The following is a 13,633-nucleotide window of genomic DNA, read 5'->3' on the forward strand; positions in this document are numbered from 1 at the left end:
CTACCCACCATATTCACTAGAACCTCATCCCTATTTTACTTCAAAAAAGGTTTTTGATAATTAAACATTTTCACTATAATTAAGATATGGAATCTCTTATTGTTTTGAAATTGACCAAAGCACTTTCTATATTTTCAATAATATCATTAATCAAATCATCTGGTTCAGGCAGATTATCTAAATCAATCATCGTATCATCTTTTAGCCAAAATATATCTAAGTTGGTTTTGTCTCTTGCAGCAATCTCTTTATTAGTGAATTTTCTCCAGCGACCATTCTCATTTTCTACATTCCATGTTTCTTTTCTCTTAGCCCTATTTTTAGCATTAAAACATTCAATAAACTCTTTTAGATCTTCATGTTTTAATGGGTTTTTCTTAGGTGTATGTCTAATATTTGTGCGATAATCATAATACCATATTTCCTTTGTCTTAGGAATAACAGTGTTGATTTCATTATCAAAGAATAAAACATTTGATTTTACTCCTTGCGCATAAAATATACCCGTTGGTAATCTTAAAATAGTGTGCAAATTAGTGTCCGCTAATAATTTTTTACGAATTGTTTCCCCAGCTCCACCTTCAAATAAAACATTATCAGGAAGCACAACAGCAGCACGACCATTTTCGTTCAACATTGTTACAATATGCTGAAGAAATGCCAATTGTTTATTACTGGTAGTTACCCAGAAGTCTTCCCTTAAAAAATAACCATCTTTTTCTGCTTGTTTTTTATCAATTGTTGGAATATCACTGCTACTTACTCCAAATGGTGGGTTTGCAAGAACGACATCTACCTTTTCAGAATTCTCAACTTTGCCAGATTTACGCTTTAGACTATCAGTAACCTCTATGTCAGGTGTTTCTTTTAAATCACCGACACCATGTAAAAAAAGGTTCATGAGACACAAACGTGCAGTCGATTTCTCAATTTCCCAACCATGAAAAGTTTTAAATTTTAAAAATTCACTTTCAGATTTTGTTAACTTATTTTGTTTTAAATGATTTAGAGCTCCTAAGAAAAAGCCTCCTGTTCCACATGATGGATCAGCAATGGTTTCTTTGGGTTTTGGTTGAATGCAATTGACCATAGCAGTAATTACAGCTCTTGGCGTAAAATACTGTCCAGCTCCACTATTTTCGGCATTTTTCTGTAATAGAGATTCGTAAATTTCACCTTTTACATCAAATTCTTTAGAAGTCCAATTTTCTTCATCAATAAGATTTATCAGTTTTTTTAGTTTAACTGAGTCGTGTATTTTATTTAGTGCTCCAGCAAAAATTTTATGAAGCATTCCTCCTGAATCAGAGAGTGTTTTTAAGATCAGCTCATACGTTTCAACTATTTGATTAGCCGATTTTAATTCTTGCCAATCACAGCCTTTTGGTATTTGGTATTGGTCTTTATTTTCATCTGCCATTTTTAGGAATAGCAAATAGGTAAGCTGTTCTAAATAATCGCCATATCCAAGACCATCATCTCTTAAGGTATCGCAAAAAGACCATATTTTTGCTACTAATATATTTGTTGCCATAATATTATGTTTTATTCTTCTAATAATTTATATGCCCAATCTTGACCTGAAGATCTTAGACAGGATCTTACTGTTGAAGTTAATTCTTGCTCAGGAGAAATCATCTTTCTCAATTTTTCAATTTCACAATCTTTATTATACTTGTTTTGGTTTGTTGGTTCCTTATTAAATACTAAATTCAAGCTATTAACTTTTTTGATCAATGAACTAGTTTCCTGCCATTTAAGCCTTCTAATTTCTTTTAAATCTGGATAATTTAAATCTAAATATTCAATGGTATATTTAGCTCTGTCATAATTCCATTTTTCTAAATTTTCAGGAGCAGCAGGTTTTATATCCCCGTTATTATCAAAATTTAGAAGCTTAACATCCTCTTTTACTGTAGGGTCTAAAAAATAATAAACTTCATCCGAAATTGGAGCGGGACTATTTACTTTATTGTATTTCACGGCAAAGTGATCATTTTTTTTTGTATTACCAACACTTCCACAAAGCCTGTAATTTCTATAATCAAAAGTAAGCCACCAATAGCCATCCCTAGATGGATTTGCTTTGTCAAATATATCTTCTACTCTTTTTTTTGGTCTAAAATGGTCTATGTGTAAATGAGAATATGGATTATTGGTTTCAGAATACCAACACTTGTTATGTGATAGTTCTTTAAAACTATTTTTAAATACTTTCCAAAAACGGTGATTTTTATCAATTATGCTATTTCTTTCTTCAACTGTAGTCGATTTTTTCAATAGTTCAAGCAATTCTGTTGCTTTATCTAACCATTTTTTCTGGGGGACATTTAGTTTGTCAAAGTTTATATACATCATAGCCTATTATTTAATTTGGGCTTTTAACTTTTCAGCAATATATTTCGAAAATTCTGGGTCCTTAAAAGTATAATTAAAACCTTCATTACTTAAGATTTCAAAAAGTTCTTTAAGTCTATTTTTATCTTCATTTGTTAATGTATTTTGACTTTCCTTATACATCAATAAATTACGTTCTTCCAAGAGTTTATTTGTTGGTCTATCAAGAGTTGTTGGCATGCCAAATAATGGACTTGTTAAGATACCTGCAACACCTAACCCTTTTGGGCTTTCATCAGGCTCGTGTACTTTGGTTTCGTTATTTTCATTCTTTCTAAAAACTCTAACTTGTTCTTTTTCTAAACCGCCTATGACAAGAGGATCATGAGTGCAAAAAACAATTTGAGTCTTATCTGATTTATGAACTACATCACTCAAGAAATCAAGGTATTTCCATTTCCACATTGGGTTTAAGTGAGTATCTGGTTCATCTAATAAAATAAGAGCTTCGTCATCTTTTGTAAATTTAAGAAGACCTAGAACGGTAATTAATTGCTTCTCACCTTCACTTAATTCCCCCATAGCTAGTTCTCCTTTTATATTTTCCTTTACAACTTTAATTCGAACATCTTGATCTTCTACAAATTCTGAAAAATGTAAACTGCATAAGGCATTAAATAACGGAATCTTACTTTTATACATTTTCATTTCAACCAAGGAACTAAACGTGCTTTTATCTTTGATATATAAAAAAAGTCTATTAAGTGTTTCTCGTTTATTTAGAGAGCCTTTCACTGTCTCTTTGTAAAACATAGGAGCTGTTGAGAAATTCCACAAATCCTCTATAAACCGACGTACAAGTCCATCAGCGTTCCAAAAACGATCTTTTTCTTTTTTTGATTTAGACCAATTGGGTTGTTTTAACATAAAAAGAGCCGAACCAAAATCAATTATATTCAATTCTTTTTTTAGGAATTCAATAGTTTCCACTTCTCTTTCTGGAAATAAATAAAAGGCAATTAATGCTAAACTTGCATGAATAGGTTCCACCAGAAATATTCGAGGCATTTCATTAAAATCCTCATATTTCAAGTCAGGAGTCATCATTTTCTTAAACTGCAAAAGTTTATGGTCGGCGTATAATGATTTTAATCGTTCACTTAAGCCTGAATAATAAACAAATACATGACTTGGTAGGTATTCATTCTTATCCTTAAAGAATAGTGATTTTGAACGTAGATTTTCGCCATCTATAATAAATTTATATCCATTTTTAGATAAAAACTCTACTTCAATATCCCTACCTCTACAATTATATTTGATATAATATTCAAAACTCTCACCGTGTTTTGGTACTAATGGAGATCGCTCTAAATCTAAATCTCTAAAGATTATAACAATAGCCTCCATGAAATTTGACTTTCCGGTTGCATTTAACCCCAGTAGGACTGTTTCCATTGAACTTTTACCAAAGTCGAATTGGAAATTTTCAAGATTCTTAAATCTCCCTTTTATATGAACACTATCTATTTTCATTTTCTTAGGGATAAAAGAGATTCCATTTCTTCTTTAACTTCAGTAAGCTCGCTATAGATTTCTTTTATTTCGCTGTAAAAACCTTCAATATCACCTTCGTGTACTGAATTTTCCCAAAGTTCTTGAACTGAGATAGGATCTTTAGATTCTTTTAAAATTTCAAGTACTGTCCTTTTTGTTTCCATTTGTCTCTTCTTTTTGGGTTTAAGCTTTTCTAATGCTTGTTGTGCTTTTAAGTAAGCACTTTTCTCTACTTTAATTTTATTTAGCAATTCACTAGCCGATTCATCATTAAAATCTTGGTTTACTAGTTTACCGTCAAATGCCTTTTTTAAGATCGAGTGTCTAAGTATTAATATACCACTCAATGTATGACTTATTGATTTCTCCAAGTTTTCTATTAATGTAAAACGAGACTCTAGTATTTCAACTATCCGATTTTGTTCGAGTCTTGGAGGAACTTTTAAATTGAATTTTTTTATGTCTTTTTGAAATAAATGAGGAATTGCACTTCCTGAAATTTTTTCATTAACCAATTCCTGCATAGTAGGTCCTAGAAAGAAGTAGTATAGGAAATCTGGATTAAAAACTTCTTTGGCATCAATAACAAGTATGGATGAGTTTACTGTTGCTTTCTTTGGTAAATTTTTAATTATGCCAATTTTTCCAATGCCTGCACCATCTTTGCATAACAATATATCGTTTGTTTTAAGTTTTATTTCGGGACTTTCTTCATACCTTTCAATTGTTATATGATTTGCATCCTTAAAAACTACATTTTTACCATAATTTAAAGCATGAACAGAAAGAAATAAAGCCCCTTCTTTTGTATACTCTTTTTTAGTTAAACCTCTCCAACCTATTCTTGCATTAATCCCAATTAGGTTATCTAGGTTAGCATTAGCCCAAGTTTGAAGAACAGTATTTTTTTCAAATACGAAATTATAATTGATTTTAGGATTCTTTTTTATTCCTTCTTGGATTTCTATTTGATATTTAGATTTTCGTTTATCTTTAATATCCGCTAATTCTAAATTGGCATCAAAATTTTGATTATTATTTCTCCAATTTTCAGTCAGCTTACCTTCAAAAGCACTTTTTAATAAAGCTTGCTTATAAATTTCTAACTGCTGTTTTGTATTTTGCAATACTTTTTCAGCCTGATAAAGTTCGCTAAAAAGTTCTTCAATTTTTTCTACAATAAGGTTTTGCTCGTTTAATGGTGCCATCAAAAAAGTTAATTTTCCAAATTTGCTTTTATTTAAAATAGGAACAGTTGTCGCAGAGGAGTTTTCCTTAATTAATTTTTGAAAATTTGAACTTATAATTTGATAGTAAAAAAAAAGAGGATTACTTATGATTGGTAACACACCGTTTATCTGTTGATTAAATGCTCCTTCTTTTAAAATAATTCCTGATTTCCCAATCGTTGAACCAATACACGTAACTAGAATACTACCTTTAGGAAGCGTCCTAGAAAATTCCTTCCCTAAAACAGATAATTTATCTTTAGAATCATTGACATAACCTAAGTTTAAATCTGAAGGCTTAAAAAATGGCACATCCCCATTGAAATAAGATTTATTGTTAGTTGGAGGAGTATTTCCAGTTACTATGATTGCTACCTCTCCTAGTTTAACAATTTCCCAACCTTTCGGCAATTGATATGTCATTCCGTTTTTCATTTTAAATCTTCTCCAACAATTCTGTTTTTACAAATTCGTATGCATTTTGAATGTCATACATAAGGCCAGGTTTTAATAAACCTTCCATATCGCCTAAAAAATCTTGATCTACAATTTTCTTTTCCATATTTTCTAAAAACTCTTTTTGCGTCACACTGTTATCTTCTTCTTTCATATAAAAGTTCCATGCTTCAATAATTGTGTGAGGGTTAACATTGCTTTGTGTTATTGCATACCACATATCAAACAAATCCCTTCCTTTTCTTCTCTGGTAAAGGGCTCGCATTTTTGTTCCCAATAACTCGGTTAACTCATATGATGGTATTGATACTTCTCCTGTAAACCATTCAGATTGCATTTCGTGTTTCACGTCCTGTATACCAAAAATAGTATGATGTTCCCGGCAATTAACTTCTACTTTTAGCCTTAATGGTATTCCATCTTCTGAATCAAAACGATACACCAATGTGTTATTATGCTGTTTTTGTTTGCGTATTGGCTTGTCTCCCAAAAAAGATAATACCTCTCGAAGTTTATCCATAATTGGCCCAAAAGGCTCTGCTGTTATTTGTACTAAATCGATGTCTTCAGAATATCTTGCGGCGGGTGACAGATACAATTTATGTAGAGCAGTTCCTCCTCTAAAAGCTAATTTTTCTTTTAAATATTCATCGCTATATATGGCCATTAACGCTCGTTCAATTACCAAATCTTGTTCTACCTGAAAATCCTCTTGCCAAGGTGCTTTTTTACGCCATGCGGTTATATATGCTTTTGGAATCATAAATCTGTTTCTATTTCTAAATTTTGTACAACCTTCCAGTCATTACCTGTTATCATCTCAGGTTTTTCCTTTTGTGGTCTTAGTAATACCGGAAAATAATTCACTGTTTTTAAGTAGTCTTTAATTGGATCGCTTAAATCCCGCATATCTAAAATCTCTTCAAGTAAAAAGCCTAGGCGCTGTACCGCAGTTATAGGAGAATAACGTTTTGAGAGATCAAGCAATTTATTAGCATCAATGCTTTCACAGAGTTCTTCTAATACTGTTGCAACCCTATTAAGACCTCCCGCTTGATCAAAATAACACACCAAATCCAATGCAGTTAATTCCGGTGACGAAACATTTATATATCCCGTATCAACTTTCTTTTGAACAATATCACTTTTTGACCATTCCTTTTTAATGTAAAAGTTCATTTTCAGGTTGTCATTATTAATATTTCTTAAACTTGGTTTCATTGTGATTACAGAAAAAGATTGAGGTTGTTGATGTGCCGCTCCATAATAAGCCGCAGCATTTAGTAATCCTACATAATAATCTTTTTCCAAAAATTTCATTAGCTCTGAAATAAATAAGGAAGGAGGAAGAATCCCTTTACTCCTGTACTCTGGTGTAATTACTACGTAGAATTCATTTCTAATTAAAGCAATTTCTTTCTTCTTTTTAAGTCTTTGCAGTGCCTTCTTAATCGCTTCATCAGACTGTTCAAATTGGTTTCTTACTTCCGGCAATGAAAACGCATACCTTCCGTTGGAACGTAATTCGTTAATAAAGTCTTCTAAATAAGCGTAATTACCCCTCATTTTAAGTTTTTGTTTGCAAAAAGGGATGAACTTCATACCTTTTTGCAGATGTAAACTTAATTATTATTTTGGTTCTAACAAATTTTTATGGCTTCTTTTTTAATCCCTTTCGTCAAGTTTTCCAACTACCATTATAACGCTTATCCCTCAACCACTCATAAAACTTTCCTCTAAGCCATAACCCAGCAACCCAAACCACAACAAGCCCTATTATCTCATACCATTCCATCTCTCAAAGATAAAACGGCAATCACATACGCAAGAAACATCAAATGCAGTTTCTCCCAAATTGACAAGTTATACTCCCAAATTGACAAGTTGTTGAAATAAAAAAAGATGCCTAGGCATCTTACTTATCTATTAGCTTAAAAAACTCTGAAAGCTTTATATTTCTTGCCTCACAAATTTTATTAAGAGTATTTACAGGTATATTATAATTTGATCCTTCGACTTTTAGTGCAGTATTTTTAATTTTTCTCACTATACTCTCCTCAATGTTATGATCTAATGCAAAAGAACGTTGAGATTTATAAGATTCAATCCAACTTCTATAAATATATTTACAAATAATATTGTTTGCTTCAATCATACTAACAAAGGAAAGTCAATCAACAAAAAATAATGCGCACTAAAGCACGCATATTGAAATATTTTGTTATATTTGTTTCCAATTACATACATTTGCGATTCTTCATATAAAAAATAATTGAAGCATTCGCTTTGAATTTCGTCTTAGAAAACTGGTAATTTTAAAAGGAACGAAATGATAAGTACGATGCTCACGTCCCATGGCGTGGGCTCACTTATTCGTGTGCGGGTATACCAGTACCTTGATAGCGTTTAAGATGAGTTCCATGCCATTTTTTTATTATCTAGGCACAAAATACTCTTCTTATATTCTTAGCGTCGTTTCTTCATTTTTCATAGTCTCGCAATACCATTAATTTATTGAATTAGTTGGGAAAGGCACTGCCTGCGCTTGGCTGCAACAAGTAACGGCAGCGCTCTTTTCTTAAAAAAACCTTAAAAACCAAAAGCCCATGAAATAAAACCAAAAAATCTGTGTAATCCGTGGCAAAAAAACAAGCGAAGCGAAACACAAAAAGCGAAGCACAAAAAAAGGCCCTCTAACTCTTCTTGGCGGACGAATAGAGGACCAAAGCAAACAAAACCGAAGTTTCATTTAACCAATCCAAAAGTATGAATAAAAATTCAATCTTAAATCGTTGGGCTACAATACAACTGCCCAAACTATACTATATATTGCCACTATTGTTCACTATGGCAGTCCAAGCCCAAAACCAAACCATCAAAGGGACAATAACCGATGTCAGTGGTACTCTGCAAGGTGTAACCATAAAGGTAAAAGACAAACCAACAGCAACACTTACAGACGAAAAAGGCAATTACACTATTGAGGTAGTACCAACAGACATGCTAGTTTTTTCTTTCATAGGCTACAAAATCGTTGAAATCCCTGTTACAAACCGTTCAACAATCAATGTGCAGTTACAAGAAGATACTACCACACTCAAAGAGGTTGTAATCAATGCAGGCTACTATTCCGTAAAAGACAAAGAACGAACGGGAAGCATTTCAAAAGTCAGTTCCAAAGAAATCGAAAAACAACCAGTAACGAACGTTCTTGCAGCTCTTCAAGGCAGGATGGCTGGAGTAAATATAACACAAACAACGGGTGTTCCTGGTGGTGGTTTTAACATCCAAATAAGAGGTAGAAACAGTATCAGAACCGAAGGAAATCAGCCACTATACATTGTTGACGGCTTACCTTTTTCATCAGAAAATTTAGGTAACACAGCAATTTCAGGCGGAATATTGCCAGGTGCAGGAATCAATCCTTTAAACAACATTAACCCTTCCGATATTGATAGTATCGAAATCCTAAAAGATGCCGATGCGACTGCTATTTATGGTTCGCGTGGTGCAAACGGTGTCGTCCTAGTTACAACTAAAAAAGGTAAAAAAGGCAAAACACAATTCTCTTTCAACACCTACACAGGTGCAGGAACAATAACAAGAAGATTAAAACTATTAAACACACAACAATACTTAGAAATGCGAGAAGAAGCATTTGCAAATGACGGTATAACTACATTACCATCTTGGGCTTATGATGTAAACGGAACTTGGGACAGAAACCGCTACACCGATTGGCAAAAAGAACTTATTGGTGGTACAGCTATTTCAAGAAATGTAGAAGTTGGAGTTTCAGGCGGAACAGGAACAACGCAGTTTTTAATTAGAGGAACTAATTTTAATGAAACTACGGTCTTTCCGGGAGATTTCAGTTATGGTAAATCAGCGCTTCACTTCAATATCAACCACACATCCGAAGACAATCGCTTTGCAATAAATCTTTCAGGAAATTATGTAGCGGATAAAAACAATCTTTTAAGCACCGATTTAACGAGAAACGCCACAACTCTTGCTCCAAATGCTCCCGCACTGTACGATGAAGATGGAAATCTAAACTGGGAAAACGGTACTTGGGAAAATCCATTGCGCTTATTACAAGGGAAATACTTAGCCAAAACTAAAGGGTTATATCTAGGAGGAGCACTAGGATATAAAGTACTTTCAAATTTAGAATTCAAATCATCATTTGGGTACAACGATACAAGGGTTGAAGAATCAAGCACAACACCGCACACAATTTACAATCCAGCTTTCGGATTAACCAGTGCAGCATCATCAAGTATGGCAAGCAATTCTAATCAGCAATCGTGGAGTGTTGAACCGCAACTAAATTATCAAAAGTCCTTTGCAAAATCAAAATTAAAACTGTTAGTAGGTAGTACATTTCAAGAGCGTTCAGCAGCCCAATTGGCAGTTTTTGCTTCTGGTTTTACAAGCAACAGTTTAATTGCAAATAGCGCTGCAGCTTCATTTACCCAAATAATGAACAACGCTACTTCAATGTACCGCTATACTGCTGTTTTTGGCAGAGCCAATTACAGTATTAACGATAAATACTTTTTCAATCTTACAGGTCGTCGTGATGGATCAAGCCGCTTCGGTTCAGGAAATCGCTTTGCGAATTTTGCTGCTTTAGGTACAGCATGGATATTTAGTAACGAATCAGTAGTAAATAAAGCACTACCATATTTAAGTTTTGGAAAACTAAGAGCCAGTTACGGAACCACAGGAAGTGACCAAATTGGCGATTATCAATTTTTAAATACCTACACACCAACAGGAATTCCCTACAACGGAACAATAGGTTTAGAACCTTCACGGCTATTCAATCCAAATTTTAGTTGGGAAGTAAACAAAAAACTAGAAATGGCTTTAGACTTAGGTTTCGTCAACGATAGAATTTTCTTAACTACTGCATTTTTCAAGAATCGTTCTTCCAATCAATTAGTAGGCATTCCTTTACCCGGAACTACAGGATTCAATTCTATTCAAGCCAACTTAGAGGCAACGGTTGAAAATAGTGGTTTAGAAATAGAATTGAGAACTAGTAATTTTAATAGAAATAATTTTAAATGGACTACTTCTTGGAATCTAACACTACCCAAAAATAAATTACTGGCTTTTCCAAATTTAGAAGGTTCGGTCTATGCCAAACAATATGTAATTGGTCAATCACTTAGCATCAGAAAAGTGTATGAATTTACAGGAGTAAATCCAAACACAGGAATTTATGAATTTACAGATTTCAACGGTGACGGTTTGCTTACAGCGACAGAAGACAGACAAAAAATAGTAGATACAGCTCCAAAGTTTTTTGGCGGTGTACAAAATAGTTTGGCTTATAAAAATTGGCAATTGGATTTCCTATTGCAGTTCGTTAAACAAGTCGGAATAAACAACAATGCAGTAGCTGATTTACCTGGATCTGCAAGCAATATGACTACAGATGTTTTAGACCATTGGCAACAAATTGGCGATACCAATCCCACACAAGTATACACAGCAGGTTTTAATGGGGATGCAGTAAATGCTTTTTACACCTATTATGCTTCAAGCGATGCAGCATTCAGTGATGCCTCATACATACGTTTAAAGAACCTCTCATTTTCTTATACAGTACCAAATACGATGCTGAAAAAAGTGAATTGTAAATTATATTTTCAAGCGCAGAACCTTTTAACATTTACAAAATTTAAAGGTGCAGATCCAGAAAATCAATCACAAGGACGACTTCCTATACTAAGAGTTTTAACAATAGGAACGCAACTGAATTTTTAATCATTTAAATATAAAAACATGAATGTATATATAACAAATACAACAAGAAGTATTGGGTTTTGGTTAGCAATCTCAATACTAAGCTGTCTACTGAATAGTTGTGAGAGCTTTGTTGAAATAGCTTTGCCAGCAACACAACTTACAGGAGAAGCAGTATTTCAAGATGTAGCAACCGCTGATGCGGCCTTAACCCATATTTATTCCAAAATGCGAAATGAGGTTTTAGTTCAAGGAACGTCCATTGGTTTGAGCGCATTGTTAAGCAACTACGCTGATGAAATGGATTATTACAGTACGAGTGGTTTACCTGCTCAAGAATTTTATCAAAACAGTTTAATTCCATCCAACAATACAGTTACGTCAACTTGGAACGGAACGTACAATTTAATTTATGCTGCCAATTCTATAATAGAAGACGTTACAGTATCTACCGGAATTAGTACAGAAAATAAACAACGATTACTAGGTGAAGCATATTTTATCAGAGCCTATTTACATTTCTACTTAGTGAATCTATTTGGCGATGTACCTTATGTTAATACTACTGATTATGAAATAAATAAAAGCATCCATAAATTAAGTACTCCGTTAGTTTACAATAATATAAATACCGATTTACTACAAGCGATTGCATTATTGCCTATAAATTATTTTGGAACAGGACGAACTAGACCCAATCAAAGTACAGCACATGCATTATTAGCAAGAACCATGTTATACACTGAAAAATGGTCAGAAGCAATCACCTATTCAGATTTAGTAATTAACGCCACAACAATGTACAATTGGGTAGCTAATTTGAATAATGTTTTTCTTAATACCAGTACAGGTACAATTTGGCAATTAGCACCACAGTTCAGTGGCAACAATACTTTAGAAGCTCAGACCTTTCAATTTACAACAGCTCCGCCGCCAACATTTGCATTGCGTAACGATTTGGTTGACGAATTTGAAACAGGCGATTTACGAAGAACCAATTGGATTGGAACAGTAACCGACGGAACTCAAAATTGGTATTTCCCAAATAAGTACAAAGAAAACGCAAGTACAAGCGCATCATTGGAATACTCAATTCTTTTTAGATTAGAAGAACAATTTCTAATTCGTGCAGAAGCTAAAGCACAGTTGAACGATTTAGGAAATGCAAAATTAGATTTAAATAAAATTAGAAACAGAGCCGGACTTACAAACACTACTGCAATATCTCAAACAGAATTATTGACTGCAATAATCGAGGAGAGAAGAAAAGAGTTTTTTACCGAATTAGGACACCGATGGTTTGATCTAAAAAGAACTGGAACTGCAAGCAGCGTTTTAAGTAGCAAAAAACCCGGATGGGATGCCAAAGATTTACTTTGGCCATTACCAGAATCAGAACTACTACTAAACGGAAACTTAACACCACAAAACCCAGGATATTAAAAAATTGAAAGTCCAACCAATAGTTTATATTCTTTGGTTGGACTTAACTTTAATCATAACTAATATGAAATCATTTAAGTTAATTTTAGTTACTTTTTATGGGATACTATTTTTAAATCAAACTACTTCCATACAAGCACAACAAAAGAAATATTTAATGCGAGAAGACTATAAATTATGGAGTGATTTTGGTGCTTCTAATTTAAGTGATGATGGCAAATGGGTATATTATAATTTATTTTATAAAGATACTGACACACTATTTTTAGTTGACAAAACAAAGAATATAACACATTCATTTATTAAATCTTACAACGCCTCATTTACACCAAATAGCAAATGGTTTGGATTCATTAAAAAAGATAGTTTGCATATACTAAATCTAACCACAGGCAAAGAACAACTTGTGAGTACAGAGGTCAAGGAATACTCTTTTTCTTTTGATGGTAGTTATATTATTGCTTTGGTGCAAACCAAAGAAACCAAAAGTTTAAAAATAGTAGATTTAAAAACATTTAAAACAAATAGTGTAAGCAACGTAATAGAATATGAATACAGTCCAAATAAAACCAAAATGGCAATCAGTACTAAGCAAGAGGACATAAATAAAGTTAGTTTGTATGATCTCAATTCATTTAATCTTGGAAAAGTAATTATAACGAATAGTGAATCAGAATTCAAGGGTTTACAGTGGGACGATTCAAGTACAAAATTAGCCTTTTTCAAAGAAATAAAAGATTCAAATTTGTCATACAAAAATCATTTAATTTACTGGTGTAATGATTTTGGAGATAAATTTATTCTAAAAGAAACCCGTTGGGTGTCATATTAAAGGCAGTATAACACAAAGT

9 protein-coding genes are annotated in these 13,633 nt (G+C 33.0%); 3 read left to right on the plus strand and 6 right to left on the minus strand.

Annotated elements, in window-relative coordinates:
- Window positions 1-79: 79 nt before the first annotated feature.
- Genes B0A57_RS03165 through B0A57_RS03190 form a run of 6 tightly spaced genes read right to left on the minus strand, consistent with a single transcriptional unit; the run spans window position 80 to window position 7,181 of the window.
- Window positions 80-1,534 (minus strand): class I SAM-dependent DNA methyltransferase, encoded by a 1,455-nt coding sequence (locus B0A57_RS03165; protein WP_038466892.1) that lies wholly within the window; start codon window positions 1,532-1,534, stop codon window positions 80-82.
- A gap of 11 nt (window positions 1,535-1,545) precedes the next feature.
- Complete coding sequence (locus B0A57_RS03170) at window positions 1,546-2,358, minus strand: HNH endonuclease family protein (RefSeq protein WP_052079117.1); 813 nt, start codon at window positions 2,356-2,358, stop codon at window positions 1,546-1,548.
- 6 nt (window positions 2,359-2,364) lie between these two features.
- Window positions 2,365-3,873, minus strand: coding sequence for an AAA family ATPase (locus B0A57_RS03175; protein WP_038466895.1), 1,509 nt, complete (start codon window positions 3,871-3,873; stop codon window positions 2,365-2,367).
- Window positions 3,870-5,558, minus strand: a complete 1,689-nt coding sequence (locus tag B0A57_RS03180; RefSeq protein WP_052079118.1) for a restriction endonuclease subunit S — start codon at window positions 5,556-5,558, stop codon at window positions 3,870-3,872. Before B0A57_RS03180 ends, B0A57_RS03175 begins: the two co-directional genes overlap by 4 nt.
- A 1-nt stretch (window position 5,559) precedes the next feature.
- The gene (locus B0A57_RS03185; RefSeq protein ID WP_038466898.1) at window positions 5,560-6,342 is read right to left on the minus strand and encodes a nucleotidyl transferase AbiEii/AbiGii toxin family protein; all 783 of its coding nucleotides are present in this window, start codon (window positions 6,340-6,342) and stop codon (window positions 5,560-5,562) included.
- Window positions 6,339-7,181: a type IV toxin-antitoxin system AbiEi family antitoxin domain-containing protein gene (locus B0A57_RS03190; RefSeq protein ID WP_080731703.1), complete on the minus strand. Its 843-nt coding sequence runs from the start codon at window positions 7,179-7,181 to the stop codon at window positions 6,339-6,341. Before B0A57_RS03190 ends, B0A57_RS03185 begins: the two co-directional genes overlap by 4 nt.
- A 1,164-nt stretch (window positions 7,182-8,345) precedes the next feature.
- Here B0A57_RS03190 and B0A57_RS03200 point away from each other — a divergent pair.
- The 3 genes from B0A57_RS03200 to B0A57_RS03210 all read left to right on the plus strand — a co-directional run bounded on the left by B0A57_RS03200 (window position 8,346) and on the right by B0A57_RS03210 (window position 13,614).
- Complete coding sequence (locus B0A57_RS03200; RefSeq protein ID WP_052079119.1) at window positions 8,346-11,360, plus strand: SusC/RagA family TonB-linked outer membrane protein; 3,015 nt, start codon at window positions 8,346-8,348, stop codon at window positions 11,358-11,360.
- 18 nt (window positions 11,361-11,378) lie between these two features.
- On the plus strand, window positions 11,379-12,782 hold the full coding sequence (locus B0A57_RS03205; RefSeq protein ID WP_052079120.1) for a RagB/SusD family nutrient uptake outer membrane protein: 1,404 nt from the start codon (window positions 11,379-11,381) through the stop codon (window positions 12,780-12,782).
- Window positions 12,783-12,846: 64 nt separating this feature from the next.
- Entirely contained in the window at window positions 12,847-13,614 is a 768-nt protein-coding gene (locus tag B0A57_RS03210; protein WP_038466910.1) for a TolB family protein, read from the plus strand.
- The last annotated feature ends 19 nt before the right edge of the window (window positions 13,615-13,633 follow it).

It is taken from the genome of Flavobacterium psychrophilum DSM 3660 = ATCC 49418 (genome assembly GCF_002217405.1).
Classification (GTDB): Bacteria; Bacteroidota; Bacteroidia; order Flavobacteriales; family Flavobacteriaceae; genus Flavobacterium; species Flavobacterium psychrophilum.